The sequence below is a fragment of the Hymenobacter arcticus genome (assembly GCF_054779975.1).
The window spans coordinates 612,719-626,982 of sequence record NZ_BAAGXF010000002.1; the positions used below are offsets into that span (position 1 = coordinate 612,719).

At 58.2% G+C, this 14,264-nt stretch carries 21 protein-coding genes; 5 read left to right on the plus strand and 16 right to left on the minus strand.

Annotated features, from left to right (window positions below):
* Nucleotides 1-4: 4 nt before the first annotated feature.
* The 6 genes from ACYVGC_RS06190 to ACYVGC_RS06215 all read right to left on the minus strand — a co-directional run bounded on the left by ACYVGC_RS06190 (nucleotide 5) and on the right by ACYVGC_RS06215 (nucleotide 4,410).
* A complete protein-coding gene (locus ACYVGC_RS06190) occupies nucleotides 5-562 on the minus strand; it encodes a glycosyl-4,4'-diaponeurosporenoate acyltransferase CrtO family protein (RefSeq protein WP_460582920.1) in 558 nt (185 codons plus the stop codon).
* Between the two features lie 110 nt (nucleotides 563-672).
* Nucleotides 673-1,074: a RidA family protein gene (locus tag ACYVGC_RS06195; protein ID WP_460582921.1), complete on the minus strand. Its 402-nt coding sequence runs from the start codon at nucleotides 1,072-1,074 to the stop codon at nucleotides 673-675.
* A 98-nt stretch (nucleotides 1,075-1,172) separates the two neighbouring features.
* Entirely contained in the window at nucleotides 1,173-1,760 is a 588-nt protein-coding gene (locus tag ACYVGC_RS06200; protein ID WP_460582922.1) for a Crp/Fnr family transcriptional regulator, read from the minus strand.
* Nucleotides 1,761-1,941: 181 nt separating this feature from the next.
* Complete coding sequence (locus tag ACYVGC_RS06205) at nucleotides 1,942-2,391, minus strand: hypothetical protein (protein ID WP_460582923.1); 450 nt, start codon at nucleotides 2,389-2,391, stop codon at nucleotides 1,942-1,944.
* 314 nt (nucleotides 2,392-2,705) lie between these two features.
* The gene (locus ACYVGC_RS06210) at nucleotides 2,706-3,443 is read right to left on the minus strand and encodes an SDR family oxidoreductase (RefSeq protein ID WP_460582924.1); all 738 of its coding nucleotides are present in this window, start codon (nucleotides 3,441-3,443) and stop codon (nucleotides 2,706-2,708) included.
* A gap of 76 nt (nucleotides 3,444-3,519) precedes the next feature.
* Nucleotides 3,520-4,410, minus strand: coding sequence for an AraC family transcriptional regulator (locus tag ACYVGC_RS06215; RefSeq protein WP_460582925.1), 891 nt, complete (start codon nucleotides 4,408-4,410; stop codon nucleotides 3,520-3,522).
* A 105-nt stretch (nucleotides 4,411-4,515) separates the two neighbouring features.
* Between ACYVGC_RS06215 and ACYVGC_RS06220 the strand changes: the two genes are divergently transcribed.
* Nucleotides 4,516-4,713: a DUF433 domain-containing protein gene (locus ACYVGC_RS06220; protein ID WP_460582926.1), complete on the plus strand. Its 198-nt coding sequence runs from the start codon at nucleotides 4,516-4,518 to the stop codon at nucleotides 4,711-4,713.
* A gap of 80 nt (nucleotides 4,714-4,793) precedes the next feature.
* Here the strand turns inward: ACYVGC_RS06220 and ACYVGC_RS06225 are convergent, their stop codons facing one another.
* Both ACYVGC_RS06225 and ACYVGC_RS06230 read right to left on the minus strand, forming a co-directional pair.
* On the minus strand, nucleotides 4,794-5,012 hold the full coding sequence (locus ACYVGC_RS06225; RefSeq protein ID WP_460582928.1) for a DUF4926 domain-containing protein: 219 nt from the start codon (nucleotides 5,010-5,012) through the stop codon (nucleotides 4,794-4,796).
* Nucleotides 5,012-5,380 carry a DUF433 domain-containing protein gene (locus ACYVGC_RS06230; RefSeq protein WP_460582929.1) on the minus strand — a complete coding sequence of 123 codons (369 nt, stop codon included), beginning with the start codon at nucleotides 5,378-5,380 and terminating at the stop codon, nucleotides 5,012-5,014. Before ACYVGC_RS06230 ends, ACYVGC_RS06225 begins: the two co-directional genes overlap by 1 nt.
* A gap of 198 nt (nucleotides 5,381-5,578) precedes the next feature.
* Here ACYVGC_RS06230 and ACYVGC_RS06235 point away from each other — a divergent pair, with 198 nt between their 5' ends.
* Nucleotides 5,579-5,935, plus strand: coding sequence for a hypothetical protein (locus tag ACYVGC_RS06235; RefSeq protein ID WP_460582931.1), 357 nt, complete (start codon nucleotides 5,579-5,581; stop codon nucleotides 5,933-5,935).
* A 49-nt stretch (nucleotides 5,936-5,984) separates the two neighbouring features.
* Here the strand turns inward: ACYVGC_RS06235 and ACYVGC_RS06240 are convergent, their stop codons facing one another.
* The 5 genes from ACYVGC_RS06240 to ACYVGC_RS06260 all read right to left on the minus strand — a co-directional run bounded on the left by ACYVGC_RS06240 (nucleotide 5,985) and on the right by ACYVGC_RS06260 (nucleotide 10,265).
* Nucleotides 5,985-6,290 (minus strand): hypothetical protein, encoded by a 306-nt coding sequence (locus ACYVGC_RS06240; protein WP_460582932.1) that lies wholly within the window; start codon nucleotides 6,288-6,290, stop codon nucleotides 5,985-5,987.
* 275 nt (nucleotides 6,291-6,565) lie between these two features.
* The gene (locus ACYVGC_RS06245; RefSeq protein WP_460582933.1) at nucleotides 6,566-6,895 is read right to left on the minus strand and encodes a hypothetical protein; all 330 of its coding nucleotides are present in this window, start codon (nucleotides 6,893-6,895) and stop codon (nucleotides 6,566-6,568) included.
* Nucleotides 6,896-7,049: 154 nt separating this feature from the next.
* Complete coding sequence (locus tag ACYVGC_RS06250) at nucleotides 7,050-7,346, minus strand: hypothetical protein (RefSeq protein ID WP_460582934.1); 297 nt, start codon at nucleotides 7,344-7,346, stop codon at nucleotides 7,050-7,052.
* A 94-nt stretch (nucleotides 7,347-7,440) separates the two neighbouring features.
* The gene (locus tag ACYVGC_RS06255; protein ID WP_460582936.1) at nucleotides 7,441-9,816 is read right to left on the minus strand and encodes a ribonucleoside-diphosphate reductase large subunit; all 2,376 of its coding nucleotides are present in this window, start codon (nucleotides 9,814-9,816) and stop codon (nucleotides 7,441-7,443) included.
* A gap of 221 nt (nucleotides 9,817-10,037) precedes the next feature.
* Entirely contained in the window at nucleotides 10,038-10,265 is a 228-nt protein-coding gene (locus tag ACYVGC_RS06260; RefSeq protein WP_460582938.1) for a hypothetical protein, read from the minus strand.
* Between the two features lie 86 nt (nucleotides 10,266-10,351).
* Here ACYVGC_RS06260 and ACYVGC_RS06265 point away from each other — a divergent pair, with 86 nt between their 5' ends.
* Nucleotides 10,352-10,822 carry a nuclear transport factor 2 family protein gene (locus tag ACYVGC_RS06265; RefSeq protein ID WP_460582939.1) on the plus strand — a complete coding sequence of 157 codons (471 nt, stop codon included), beginning with the start codon at nucleotides 10,352-10,354 and terminating at the stop codon, nucleotides 10,820-10,822.
* Between the two features lie 162 nt (nucleotides 10,823-10,984).
* Here ACYVGC_RS06265 and ACYVGC_RS06270 read toward each other — a convergent pair whose 3' ends face one another.
* A complete protein-coding gene (locus tag ACYVGC_RS06270; RefSeq protein WP_460582940.1) occupies nucleotides 10,985-11,266 on the minus strand; it encodes a GIY-YIG nuclease family protein in 282 nt (93 codons plus the stop codon).
* 136 nt (nucleotides 11,267-11,402) lie between these two features.
* Nucleotides 11,403-12,362: a ribonucleoside-diphosphate reductase small subunit gene (locus ACYVGC_RS06275; protein ID WP_283565729.1), complete on the minus strand. Its 960-nt coding sequence runs from the start codon at nucleotides 12,360-12,362 to the stop codon at nucleotides 11,403-11,405.
* A gap of 439 nt (nucleotides 12,363-12,801) precedes the next feature.
* Between ACYVGC_RS06275 and rplU the strand changes: the two genes are divergently transcribed.
* A complete protein-coding gene (rplU, locus tag ACYVGC_RS06280) occupies nucleotides 12,802-13,107 on the plus strand; it encodes a bL21 family ribosomal protein (protein WP_460582941.1) in 306 nt (101 codons plus the stop codon).
* 113 nt (nucleotides 13,108-13,220) lie between these two features.
* On the plus strand, nucleotides 13,221-13,496 hold the full coding sequence (rpmA, locus tag ACYVGC_RS06285; protein WP_460582942.1) for a bL27 family ribosomal protein: 276 nt from the start codon (nucleotides 13,221-13,223) through the stop codon (nucleotides 13,494-13,496).
* Between the two features lie 74 nt (nucleotides 13,497-13,570).
* Here the strand turns inward: rpmA and ACYVGC_RS06290 are convergent, their stop codons facing one another.
* Nucleotides 13,571-14,242 carry a hypothetical protein gene (locus ACYVGC_RS06290; protein WP_460582943.1) on the minus strand — a complete coding sequence of 224 codons (672 nt, stop codon included), beginning with the start codon at nucleotides 14,240-14,242 and terminating at the stop codon, nucleotides 13,571-13,573.
* Nucleotides 14,243-14,264 lie beyond the last annotated feature (22 nt).

Genomic DNA, 14,264 nt, shown 5'->3' on the forward strand with positions numbered 1-14,264 from the left:
CTGCCTAGCGCCCACCGTGCCCCAGCCGCAGCCGCAGCCGCAGGTACTGCTGAAGCCAGATGGGGTACAGGTTGTAGCCCACATTAAGCAGCGTGAGGCCCAGCGCCCAGCCCAGGTGGCCCAAACCCCCGACGTAGCCGCTCACCAGCAAAAAGTAGAGCAACCCCGCCCAGTGAAACCGCTCCTGGCTGTAGGTAGTGCGCAGCAACTTGGCTATGCTGGCCCGGCCCGATAAGGCACGGTACTGCGGATAGCGGCGGCGCAGCAGCGCCGTTACCAAGGCTCCTTGCTGCGTAAACTGGTTGAGCGCCGGCACCCGAAGTTGTTGATAAACTGCTACTTGCTGGCTTAATTGCAAGCGCCGCAGCCACGCCGCCGGCCACGCATACGCCAGCAGGCTCACGGCCCCAAACCCTACTTGCCACTGCCACCCCACGTACCAATAGCAGCACAGCGCCAGCGGCCCAAAGGCCAGCTCCGACCACAGCACGTTAGGCACGGCGTTGTACCAGGCGACTACGGCCGCCGATGGCATCGTACGCTTGGAAGCAGCAGTTGGCATCCCTAAAAGTACGTGTCCGCCAGCTCCTTAAAAGTAGCCGCTGCTATCGGGGCGGCAGCGGCTGGGTAAATAATGCTATTTTAGCTATACTGCTGGCTACTTGGCCGCTGCTAGCGTGCGGCCGTGGCCTCTACTTCCACCTTCAGCCCCTCAAAGGCCAGGAAGTTTACTTCTACCATCGTGGCAGCGGCCTGAATGCCGTGCCGGGTTACCCAATCGGTGAATACGTCGAAGCAGCCGCCTTCGCCAAACAGCGCGGCGGTGTCGGTGGTGTATAGGCGCAGGTGCACGATATCGCTACACTGGTAGCCCGCCGTAGTTACTACCTGCTCCACGTTGCCGAGTACTTGCTGGAGTTGGGCCCGCATGTCGCCGGTGCTGGGGTTGCCTTCGGCGTCGATGGCGGCCTGCCCGGCGCAGTAGAGCGTGGCCAACGGCTGCTTTACTTCCACGGCTTGCTGGTAGCCGCTAGGCGCTTGCCACTGCCAGGGGTTAATGAGGCGCTTTTCCATTGCTAAGTTGGGTTAATTGCGCCGGCATACTAGAGCCGCGGCGCAACGTGAGTTGATGGGCACAAAGGTCTCGGCCGGCCCCGCCCGCTACCTGTGACCTAGCGCACTATTTTCGGCGACTGGCCCGGCTCGGCTAACCGGCTCAGGGTTTCGCGCGATACGCCCAGGTAGGCGGCCAGCTGCGTTTTAGATACCCGCTGCGGCAGGGCGGGGTACTGGCGCAGTAGCAGCTCGTAGCGCTCGCGGGCGGGCAAAGCCAGCAGCGACAAAATGCGCTGCTGCGCGGCCACCCCGCCCCGCGTGAACTTGACCAGGAAGAAGCGGGCCATGGGGGGCAGGTGCTGGCAGAGGTACTCGTAGCCGGCCAGCGGCAGGCACCACACGGCCGTGTCTTCGAGACACTGGAGCGAGAGCGTGGCCGGCGTCTGGGTCAGGTAGGCGGCGAAGTCGCCTTCCCACCAGTCTTCCAGCGCAAATGACACAATGTGGGCTTTGCCAGCCGCATCGGTATGCACCAGTTTTAGTAAGCCTTTCACCACGAAGTACATATCCCACACCCGCTCGCCCTCCCGAATCAAAAACTGCTGCTTGCGAAACTGCCGGCTGGTGAACTGCGCCAGCACCAGCGCAAACTCTTCATCGGTCAGCGACACTATTTGCTCCAGGTGCTCTCGTAACTGCTGCATAGCCTCCTGCATACGTAGCCGCCCCGGCCGAGGTAATAACTGCCTTGCAGTGGGTGGGCGTGGTGGCCATTGCAGACGTGCAGTTAGATTACTAATGCATTAACAAGCAATAAGTTAACTAATTATGCTGCCGTAGTTGCAACGCCCCAGCAAAAGCCAAGCGTACGCTGGTAGGTAGTCGTTATACCTCTACTATACGCGGCCTGGCCCCCGGCCCCGTAGCCCAGCCCGGCGCAAACAGGCTGCCTGGCACCAGCACATCGGGGTAGTTCGGATGCGTGTACACCACTTGCTGCGGGGACATAAAGGCGGCAATAATGCGGTCGTCGAAGGTCTTGATTTTCAGCGGCTCACTACCGCGCAGCAGATTAATAACGGTTTTGCGGCGGCTGTTCTTGCCGTAGTTCTCACTGGTCAGGCCCGCAAACGTGACGGTTTCGGGCTGCCCGTATTGGTAAATAAAGTGGGCCCGGGCCATTTTGCGGCGGCTGCTCCATCGCAGTAGCAGTTGCGCCAGCACTAGTACGGCCACCCCGGCGCTCACGCCCACGGGCACCATATCCTCGATGTCCCGAAGCTCGGTCACCATCCCAAATACTATCCCCGCCATCATGCCAAGTACTAGGGGCATAAATACCCCCAGCCCAAGCAAGGCCCCCAGGCCAGGCTTGTAGAAGGCCGTGACTGCCGCTTGTTGGTCAGCGGAAAGTGGGCGCCCCAGCGCAGTAGCAGCGTAAGGTTCCATCGGCAATAATGCGGTTAAAGCGCCAAGCCGCTACTAGCGGGCCTCGGCAGGGCCAGCAGGCACCTACTGGCTATATCGCCAGCGGCCGGCCGCGCATTACGCCAGCCGCTACCGGGGGCGGCAGCGGCTGGCGTAATAATTTGTTTTACAAGCGGTTAGCTGCCTGCACCCGAGCCGTCAGTGCGTTGAAAACCTGTTCTTTACCAGGGGCTAATGCCGGTTTCGGGCGCGTTATCGTCGCTGAAAAACTGGCTGGTGGGGCCATCGGGGCCGAGCAGGGCGGCTTTTACTACGCGGGCGGCGGCATCGGCCACGCTGCCGGGGCCGCTGTGGTGGTTGAAGTCGGTGGCGGTGTAGCCGGGGTCCACGGCGTTCACCTTGAAAGGCGTGTCGCGCAGCTCATAGGCTAGCATAATCGTGTAGGCATTCAGCGCCGCCTTGGAAGGCTGGTAGGCGGCCCCTTTCACGGCGTAGTACTTCCAGGAAGGGTCGTTGTGCAGCGTCAGCGAGCCCAGGCCCGACGTAACGTTGACGATGCGCGGCTCCGGCGACTGCCGCAGCAGGTCCATAAAGGCCTGCGTGACTGCGATTACGCCGAACACGTTGGTTTCAAACACCTCCTTGATGGTGCTGAGGCTGGTGCTGGTGGCCGGCTGCACCATGCCCCCCAGAATGCCGGCGTTGTTGATGAGCACGTCGAGCACCGCCGTTTTCTGGCCTAGCGCCGCGCGGGCCGCGGCAATGGACGCGCCATCGGTCACGTCAATTTGGAGGGGTTCTACCTGGGTAAGGCCTTCGGCCTTGAGCTGGTCAACGGCCTGCTGGCCTTTGGCCAAGTCGCGGCTGCCCAGGTACACGTAATACCCGTGCTGGAGGAGCTGGCGGGCGGATTCGAAGCCGATGCTCTTGTTGGCACCAGTAATGAGGACTGTTTTCATGGTAATTGGTTGTCTTTTAATTGACAATACAAAATTACCGGGCGCCACCGGCGCGGCTGGCACCCATTTCGCGGTACTACTGGTACATTTTGCGGATGCTGGCCCGGTACTCGGCCGGCGTCGCCCCAGTCTCGCGCTTGAAGAAGCGGTTGAAGTAGGAGGCATCCGAAAAGCCCAGGTCAAAGGCCAATTCCTTGAGCGACTGCGGGGTGTAGAACAGCAGGCGCTTGGCCTCCAGCACCAGCCGCTCGTGCAGGTGCTTGATGGCCGACTTGCCGCTCTGGGCCTTTACCACCTCGCTTAGGTGCCCCGCCGAAATGTGCAGCAACCCCGCGTAGGCGCTCACCTCGTGCAGCTCGCGAAAGTGCGTTTCGATGCTCGCCTGGTAGGTGCGCAGCAGCCGCTGGTCGGCCGAGGGCTCGCCGCCCGGATACTGCTCGGTATACAAGCGGCTCAGGTACGTGAGCAGCACCGTGAGGTAGGCGCTCAGCATCTGGTACTGCCACTCGCCGGGGCGCTGGTACTCCGCTTCAATTTTGGCCAGCAGGTCGTCTACCACGGCTTCGTCGGTGGCTGTGAGGGGCAGCTCGTGCCCATTCTGCGGGTTCTGGATGAGTGGCAGGTTGCGCAGTGCCGCGTTTTGCTGCAACGCTAAGAACTCGGTCGTGAGCGTGAGGCGGGTGCCCCAAAAGGGCGTCGGCTCCTCCTTGACCAGCAGTTGGCTGGGGGTCGAAAAGTACAGCGTGTGGTCTTGGCGCAGGTAGGGCACGGCATCTACCCAGTGCCGGCCGTGGCCCTGCTTCACAAACACCAGCATGTAGTAGGCCTTGCGGTGGGGCAGGAGCACGTCGGCCTCATAAGGCAGCCCGCCCGCCGAGCGCGCAATGGAAAACAAGTTGTTGCCGGTGGCTTCATCCCGCTCAAACGGGTATATCGGCACCGTCGGCCGGCTGGTAAGCATCTGCATACCCCAAATTTACGGCTGCGGCGCGGGGGCTACCAATACGGCCAAAACACGTCAGCCGCTACCGGGGGCGGCAGCGGCTGGGGAAACCCTAGTTACTTTAGCAGCATGGAAGCTGTCTTGTCTCGCATCACCACCAACCCGCGTCAGTGCGGCGGCCGGCCCTGCATTCGGGGCATGCGCATCCGCGTGGCCGATGTGCTGCAACTCTTCGCCGCGGGCCTATCGGCCGAGCAGGTTTTAGCGGAAATGCCCGACCTGGAAGCCGCCGACCTGCAAGCCGCCTCACAATACGCGGCTCGCTAATAGCCAACAAAAAACCCGCCTTGGTGCGCGGGCATCCGAAGCAGCTGCGGCGGGGCGGGTGTCGTTGCTAGTTGGGTAACCTAGACCGCCGGCCGCCACGGCTGAGCTACGGAGGCTATTTCGGCCGCAGGCAGCGTCAGGACAGCTTGCGTGTGCCCATCAAGGCCAATAAACTCTACTTCGTAGGCCTCCCCTTGCGCGTGCACCAGCACGACGGCACCTAGGGCACCAGCAGCTAGCCCGCACTCCAGATGCGCTTTTTGCAGCTGCACAGTATCTAGTTCAGCAAAAGGATTCATCAGCGGTTAGCTTGTTGCGGAGCGGATAATTGGCCCCCTTCGTTGAGCGTTGTGCCAAGTGGCACCTTGCCGGTTTTTAGCAGGTGCGTCAGCATTTCCTGTTTCGCCATTGCCTGTCGGGTACCATCACCTTTCAGCGTGTGGTCTATCTTTTTCAGGAAAAACGCTGCGTAGGCCTGACAGGCGCGTAAGTCCTCCGCCTCCAGTTCTGGATAGTCGGTCAGTATTTCGGCCTCGCTCATACCCGAAGCCAAGTACTCCAACACGGCCCACACGGGGTAGCGCAAGCCGCGCACCACCAGCGACCCGTGGCAGATGTCATAATCGCGGGTAATGCGCGGATGAGCAGGAGAAATGGGAGTTGCCATGCGGCTAAGATACCAAGCCCGCTCACCCCGCTAGCTCCCAAAAACACGCCAGCGGCTACCGGCAACGGCGGGGTTGCGATTGGCACCTGAGCCAATGAGCTATTCTAGCTTATTCGCTGTTATTGTCGTCTACCAGTTGGGCGCGTGGCGGCGCGTCTCCTCTTATCTTCGTTTTCTTTCAGTAGTCTTCCTCCAGTTATGGCAACGCTCACCACCGATACCCAAGGCCAACTGACCCGCGCCGAAGTGGAAGTACTGCTGGTGCCTGATGAGGATACCGGCCAGTACGTCGCCTATTGCCCCGCGCTCGAGCTTTCGTCTTACGGCGATACCGAAGCTGAGGCCCAAGCCGCTTTTGAGGAGGCTTTGCAATTTTTTGTGCAGGACACCGCCGAGCGGGGCACCCTCGATAAGCTGCTGCTGGCGTTGGGCTGGCGCTTGGTGAAGAAGCCAGTAGCGGTGTACGAGCCGCCGCGCCTATCAATAGAGGTGCTGAACCGCCCGGCCCGCAGCCGCCGCATCCTCACCGAGCAGGTATTGCTACCCGCCTTCTAATCTTGCTTTATCTCCTCCTTACAACGGCCGCCTTTACAGGTGGCCGTTTTTATTTCCCGTCTTCTTCGCGCCGTTTGCGCTGCGCTTTTGCCGCTTTCGGGTTTTGCTGCGCCGCTAGCAATTGCTCAAACTGGGCTTTCGTTACCACCCCTGAGGCTTCCATCGTGGCTAGGTTGGTAAGCATGTGCAGTACCGGAATGTCTTTGTCCTTATCGCGCAGGGTAAGTGAGCGGAGCAGCGCTTTACCCGACCCCTTTGGAAAGTCCCAGTGCTGATGGCTGCCCACCGTGCGCACGTATTCCAAGCCGAGTAGCTTGAGCAAAGCCACGTACTGCGCAAATGGAATGGATTTCATAGTGGGCGAAGTTATGCCAGAGGTTACCCGACCTTACCGCAACGCCACAAATGGCGGTACTGTCCCACGGTTGAATGCAAAGCCAAAAAATAATCTGATGCGCGTTGGCTAAATCCAAGAGGCGTGGCGGGTTTTGTTGGCTCATAAAATATACTGCGCGGGTGGGCCGCCGAAACCGGAGTTTCTAGGCGGCTCAGCTACCAAGTGCGCCCCGCCCGCTCGCCCCCCAAAAGCACGTCAGCCGCTACCGGGGGCGGCAGCGGCTGGGGAAGCACTCAGTCATCAGGCGAAAAGTAATACCAATCAGGTTCTCCTCGCAGTGCTCTTATCTCCTTTATCCTTGCTATTCTTGCTAGCTCTATCTCTTCTGCATTACGCGCTACGGGTTCGATTTCTCGCCAGTTAACACGCACATTACGATGCTTTAAAAGGCGATTGTACTCGTATACCTCCAGGTGCATATGCTCTTCTGAACCCTGCTTTGGTAATACCGCTTCTCTTTCCTCTTTCAATTCGCGCCGATATTCGGCCCGTTCTTCTGGAGTCAGTTCACCAAGTAGAATAGTCCGCCAGTTGTGACGCACACCCATTTTATCTTCTGACATAACTTATCTCTCCTACTACGAAGCCTTTTTGTACTCCGCATTCGCAGGCAGTTTGCCTACCTTCTTGAGATAAGCAAAAAGTTCTTTATCAGTGAGCGGGCCGCTAATGCGGCCTTTTTCCCATTCTTCGGGAGTAAGGCCGTTCATCGAAAGATTATTCGGTTTCTTCGAGGAACTGCTTGATAACGGCGTTTCTAATGGCTCCATAATCAGCAAGGTTTACGTCGTCAATAACGAGGCTATGGTCTGTCAACGTGAAAAGCACCGTAATAAATTTCCGGTAGCTAGTGGTATAGCCGACACGCTCAAACTGGCCGGCTGGTCGAATATACGTCGAAACCTTATAATCTGACTGGTGAAGAAGCTCTTGAATTTCATCTAGCTCGATGCGGACGCTATGGAGCCAGTTTAGGTTGAGCTTGCCGAAATCGGGGTCATAGTTATCAAACATGCAGGTATAGGTTTTAGCAAAAAGCCACTCCCTTACAGAGTGGCTTTTTGGTGATGTACAGCTATAACGCTCGGCTAATAGCTGAGTTAGTGCCCTACGACCCGCAGGCCTCGCAGGCGTCCGGGTTATCGAGCGAGCAACTCATATCGCTTTGGTTCTGGGCGTACATGGGCTCCAGGGTTTCGGCGGCTTGCTTTTCCACCGTGAACTTGATGGCGTCGGCGGCGGCTTTGGTGCGCAGGTAGTACATGCCGGTTTTGAGGCCGCGCTTCCAACTGTGGAAGTGCATGCTGGTGAGCTTACCGAAGTTGGGGTTCTGCACGTGCAGGTTCAGGCTCTGGCTCTGGCAGATGTAGGCGCCCCGGTCGGCGGCCATGTCGATGATGGTGCGCTGCGAAATCTCCCACACCGTCTTGTACAGGTCCTTGATGTGCTGGGGCACGCGGGCAATGCCCTGCACCGAGCCGTTGGCGGCAATGATTTCCTGCTTCATCTGCTCGTTCCAGAGGCCCAGCTTCACCAGGTCTTTCAGCAGGTGCTTGTTCACCACCATAAACTCGCCGCTGAGCACGCGGCGCACGTAAATGTTGCTGGTGTAGGGCTCAAACGACTCGTTGTTGCCCAGTATCTGGGCGGTGCTGGCGGTGGGCATGGGCGCCACCAGCAGCGAGTTGCGCACGCCGTGCTCGATTACCTCGCCGCGCAACGTGTCCCAGTCCCAGCGGCCCGACTGCGGCGTCACGCCCCAGAGGTCAAACTGGAATTTGCCTTCGCTCAGGGGCGAGCCGGGGAAGGTTTCGTAGGCGCCTTCCTTCTTGGCGAGGTCCATCGAAGCCGTCATGGCCGCGAAGTAAATCGTCTCGAAAATGTCGATGTTCAGGCCCTTGGCCTCGTCGCTCTCGAAGGGCATGCGCAGGGCGATAAACGTATCGGCCAGGCCCTGCACGCCCAGCCCGATGGGGCGGTGGCGGAAGTTGGAGCGCTCGGTTTCGGGCACCGGGTAGTAGTTCACGTCGATTACCTTGTTCAGGTTCAGCGTGGCCTGGTAGGTTACCTCATACAGCTTGTCGTGGTCGAAGCGCACGTTGCCCTGGGCATCTTCCACCAGGTAGCGGGGCAGCGCCAGCGAGGCGAGGTTGCACACGGCAATCTCGTCCTTGTCGGTGTACTCCATTATCTCGGTGCAGAGGTTACTGCTCTTGATGGTGCCCAGGTTCTGCTGGTTGCTCTTGCTGTTGGCGGCATCCTTGAACAGCATGTAGGGCGTGCCCGTCTCCGTCTGGCTTTCCAGGATGTGGAACCACAACTCCTGCGCCTTAATGGTCTTGCGGCCGCGGCCCTCACGCTCGTACTTGGTGTAGAGCTTCTCAAACTCGGGGCCCCAGGCGGTGTCGAGGCCGGGGCACTCGTGGGGGCACATCAGCGTCCAGTCGCCGTTGGCTTCCACGCGCTTCATAAACAAGTCGGGCGTCCAGAGGGCGTAAAACAAGTCGCGGGCGCGCATTTCCTCCTTGCCGTGGTTCTTCTTCAGGTCCAGGAACTCGAACACGTCGGCGTGCCAGGGCTCCAGGTAAATGGCGAACGCACCCTTGCGCTTGCCGCCGCCCTGGTCCACGTAGCGGGCCGTGTCGTTGAACACCTTCAGCATCGGCACCAGGCCATTCGAGTTGCCGTTGGTCCCTTTGATGTAGGAGCCCGTGGCGCGCACGTTGTGCACGGCCAGCCCAATGCCGCCCGCGCTCTGCGAAATCAGCGCGCAGTCCTTCAAGGTGTCATAAATGCCCTCAATCGAGTCGTCCTTCATCGTGAGCAGGAAGCACGACGACATCTGCGGCTTCGGCGTGCCCGCGTTGAAGAGGGTAGGCGTAGCGTGGGTAAACCAGCGCTCGCTCATCATATTGTAGGTCTTGATGGCCGAGTCGATGTCCTCCTTGTGGATGCCCACCGACACGCGCATCAGCATGTGCTGGGGCCGCTCCACTACCTTGCCATCGAGGCGCAGCAAGTAGCTGCGCTCCAGGGTTTTAAAGCCAAAGAAGTCGTAGTTGTAGTCCCGGTCGTAGATGATGGCCGAGTCCAGGGTGTGGGCGTGCTTGTGAATAATCTCCCACACGTCCTTGGCCAGCAGCGAGGCGTTGTCGCCATTCTTGGGGTCCTCGTAGGTGTAGAGGCGCTTCATGGTACTCGAAAAAGACTTCGAAGTCACCTTGTGCAAATTGCTCACCGCAATACGGGCGGCCAGAATAGCGTAGTCGGGGTGCCGCGTGGTGAGCGAGGCGGCCGTCTCGGCGGCCAGGTTGTCAAGCTCCACGGTGGTCACGCCATCGTAGATGCCGTCGATGACCTTTTTGGCCACCTCAATGGGCGAGACGAAGTTTTGATTAAGCCCGTAGCAAAGTTTCTCAATGCGGGCGGTGACTTTGTCAAATTTGACCGACTCGCGGCGGCCATCACGTTTGATTACAAGCATGTTATGGGAAGTGCTATGGTGGGCAATGACTACTAATCTGGCTAGCTATGCAAGCACAGCTGCGGTGCTTTAAAGCCGGAAATTAGTTCCCATGTTTTGGGTAGCCAAGAGAAATATTTAGAATCTATCCGCATAGCCTGAAAATGAGGCCGCCCAGCCGTTTTTCGCAAAACGGACCGGGCGGCCTTGGCATGTGCTAAGATTTTATTGGTTATATACAGCTAGCCCCGGCGGCCCCGTTGGCGGCTGGCCCACCACAAGCCGGCCCCCGCCAGCACCGCCCCCGCCACCAGCGCCGCAATAGTCACGGGCGGCCCAAAGGCCTTGCACGAGCAGCTTTTGAACACGGGCTTGCCATTAATGACCAGCCGCCGGCGGCAAAAGGCGCAGGGCGAAACAAGTGGGTCAACCTGGCCGGGCAGCGGCCACTGGTTTGGTGCAGAAGTCATGCGGGAAAAGGTATAGTGGCAAAACCAACGGCGGCCGCCACCGGTAAATACGGCATTCTCCAAAAGGTCACCTTCCCCATCTTCCTATGTCCGAAGCCCGCCCGCCACTGCCGCCCTTCACCTTCGAAACTGCCACCCAAAAAGCCCGCTTGGCCGAAGACGCCTGGAACTCGCGCGACCCCACCCGCGTGGCCCTGGCCTACACCGAAACCAGCGAGTGGCGCAACCGCAGCGAGTTTTTCAGCGGCCGCGCCGCCATCGCCGCCTTCCTCACCCGCAAGTGGCAAAAGGAACACGAGTACCGCCTCATCAAGGAGCTGTGGGGCTTCCACGAAAACCGCACTGCCGTGCGCTTCCAGTACGAGTACCACGACGCCACCGGCCAGTGGTACCGCGCCTACGGCAACGAGCAGTGGGAATTCGACGCCCACGGTCTCATGCAGCGCCGCGAAGCCAGCATCAACGACGTAGCCATTGCCGAAGCCGAGCGCAAGTTTTACTGGCCCCTGGGGGTAAGGCCGCAAGGCCACCCCGGATTGACGGAGCTAGGCATGTAAATAGTTGATTAATAATAATTTACTCAAAATAGCCTGTCATGCTGACGAAGGAAGCATCCTATCACGCCAGAACCTACGACTAAGCACATTCAATTCATCTGTCATGCTTCCTTCGGCAGCATGACAGACGATTAGGTGACAGCCGATTGCAAAACAGCCAACTCAAACTAACAAAAACTCCCAGGCCGGATTAACAGCCGCAATCAGCGCCTCCTTCTTCGCCCGCGTCCAGCCTTTTAATTCCTTTTCCCGGCTTATTGCCGCCTTTACATCCGCGAACTGCTCCACGTACAGCAGGTTATAGCGGAGGTACCGTCCGGCAAACGTGTCGTTGTTGCCCCGGTTTTCATAGTGTTGCCCCAGTCGGCGCGGCAGGCTACCCGTTACGCCAATATACAGCACTGTTTTGGCCGGATTGGTGGTGATGTACACGTAGTAAGCCATAAAAAACGCCTGTCATGCTGAGCTTGTGAAGCATCCTATCGCGCCAGAACAAGCCGTTCAAACGCGATAGGATGCTTCGCAAGCTCAGCATGACAGGCGAAAATAACGCTGGCTTATGCTTACCAGACTTACTGGCCTAAAAATCCTCGTCGAGCGAGAACATGTTGTCGGCGCGCTCGGTCATTACGCCGGCCTTCTGGTACTCGGCCACCCGCTTCTCGAAGAAGTTGGTTTTGCCCTGCACCGAAATCATTTCCATGAAATCGAAGGGGTTCGACGTATTGTAAATCTTGGCGCAGCCCAGCGACACCAGCAAGCGGTCGGCCACAAACTCAATGTACTGGCTCATCGTCTTGGAGTTCATGCCGATAAGGCTCACCGGCAGCGCCTCCGTCACGAATTCCTGTTCAATCGTCACAGCATCAGCAATAATGGCCTGCACGCGCTCCTCGGGCAGCTTGTTTTCGAGGTAGCTGTAGAGCAGGCAAGCGAAGTCGCAGTGCAGCCCCTCATCGCGCGAAATCAGCTCGTTCGAGAAGGTCAGGCCAGGCATCAGGCCGCGCTTCTTCAGCCAGAAAATCGAGCAGAACGAACCCGAGAAGAAGATGCCTTCCACAGCCGCAAAAGCGATGAGGCGTTCGGCGAAATTCTCCGAATTAATCCACTTTAGCGCCCACTGGCCCTTGCGCTGCACGGCCGGCACGGTTTCGAGGGCGTTGAAGAGGTAGTCCTTCTCTTTTGGGTCTTTGATGTAGGTATCAATCAGCAGCGAATAGGTCTCACTGTGAATGTTTTCCATCATAATCTGGAAGCCATAGAAGCAGCGCGCCTCGGGCATCTGCACTTCCTGCATGAAGTTGATGGCCAGGTTTTCATTCACAATGCCATCACTGGCGGCGAAGAAGGCCAGCACGTGCTTGATGAAGTGGCGCTCGTTGTCGTTCAGGCCGTTCCAGTCTTTCTGGTCCTGCGAAAGGTCAATTTCTTCGGCCGTCCAAAACGAGGCTTCCGCCTTCTTGTAAAAGTCCCAAACTTCGGGGTTTTGGATGGGGAAAAGGACGAACCGGTTGGGGTTTTCGGCGAGTAGTGGCTCCATAGAAAAACGTTGAGTTTCGGAAGAAACGTGAGGTGCGAACTGGCAAGCTAACCGCCTTAGCGAAATACTTGTTCGGCCCTAGCCCGGCCGTTTTTCAAAGATAGCCGGGCTGCTGCCAAGCAAAAAGCACCGATAGCCCAACCGCACTTTTTGTTGGCTGTCGGGCTTATGCTGAGCAGCGGATGAAAATAACGAAGCGAAATGACGGATTTATAAGTAGTTATCCACATTCCGGCTGTGGATAACGTGGGTTGTCCACATAAAGCGCGCTTTTTTGGTGCGTTGCTTGCATTCAGGCACTTAGCTAGGCGTAGCAAAAATGTGCTTGAACCACCGCATTTTTGGGCGAACTAATGACGATTAACTACTTAGGTTTGGTAGTACCAGAAAGTTGCCGTACTTTTGCGTTCCCTTTTGAGAAACCACCAGCGGAAATAAAATGTACGCCATTGTTAACATCGCCGGCCAACAGACTAAGGTTGAGGCTAATAGATTTGTATACGCCCAACGTCTAGCCGGCAATGTCGGTGATTCGGTAGAGTTAGGTAACGCCCTAATGACCGACGACAACGGCACCCTCAGCATCGGCACCCCCGAGCTGAACGTCGCCATCAAAGGCACCATCATGGCTCACGTACAAGGTGACAAAGTGTTGGTGTTCAAGAAAAAGCGTCGTAAGGGTTACAAGAAACTGAATGGCCACCGCCAGCAGTTCACCAAAGTAATGATTGATAGCATCGGCTAGTCTTTACAGCTGTTAGCTACTGGCCTTTGGCTAGTAGCTGCTGCTTTTACCAGCTTGTTTTCTTTTTACAAATAAGCTATCAGCCAACCGCTAATAGCTACCAACTAACCAAAATGGCACACAAAAAAGGCGTCGGCTCGTCAAACAACGGCCGTGAATCGCATTCGAAGCGCCTCGGCGTAAAAATCTTCGGTGGTCAGTCGCTCATCGCTGGCAACATCATCGTGCGTCAGCGCGGCACCAAGCACCACCCCGGCACCAACGTGGGCATTGGCAAAGACCACACGCTGTTTGCGTTGGTTGATGGTAAAGTCCTGTTCCGCAAGGGCCGCGACGAGCGTTCGTTCGTATCGGTAGTGCCCTTCGCTTCGGAAGTAGCTGCTGCTTAATTGCCGCTTTGCTTATATAAAAGGGCTGCTCCTCACGGGGCAGCCCTTTTGTCGTAGTAGTGTAGTATAACGGTTTACAGGCTGAAGTAAAGCCGCAGGTTCACCTGCCCACCCACGTTCCAGTGAGTGCTACCGCTGGGCCGCTCCACATTGTAGTAGGCAGGTGCCAGTACGCCCGCCCCGGCGTTGAGGTCATAAAGCAGGTGGGGCCGCAGCCGATGTTGTACGCCCCACAGCACGTACACGCCCGGTGTGAGCACAGCCGGCGACGTGCGGCGGCGGGCACTTCGCAACGTGCTGGTAGTCAGCTGCTCCCAATCGGCGCTGCCTTCCAGTGCCAGGTAGCGGCCAAAAATGGGGGCCGCCTGGTGCGCCCGGCCGTAGTAGTAGCGCACCCCCAACGCCGCCGATGCGGCTGATACTGCGCCGCTTTGGCCGCCGCGTCGCCGGCCGCTGGCATAGCTGGTCAGCAGGTCGGCTTCTAGCTGGGTGTAGATACTAATCCGCGGGGCCGCCCGGTATTCGGCCCCCAGCGATAGCGGCAGCAGAAACTGCCACGCCTGATTATCATGTGAGTAACGCAAGCGCGTGAGGCGCAGGCCCGCTTTGCTCAGCAGGGTAGGGGGCCGCTGCGGAACTTGTGCCTGAGTCGAGTCGGGTGCCAGCGACTGGGCGTGGAGCGCGCCGGTAGCCAGCAGCAAGGCATTGCTTAGCAAAGCCCGTTTCAGGAAGTAGCGTTGTGCCATGCAGTAATAAATTAGCGATTAA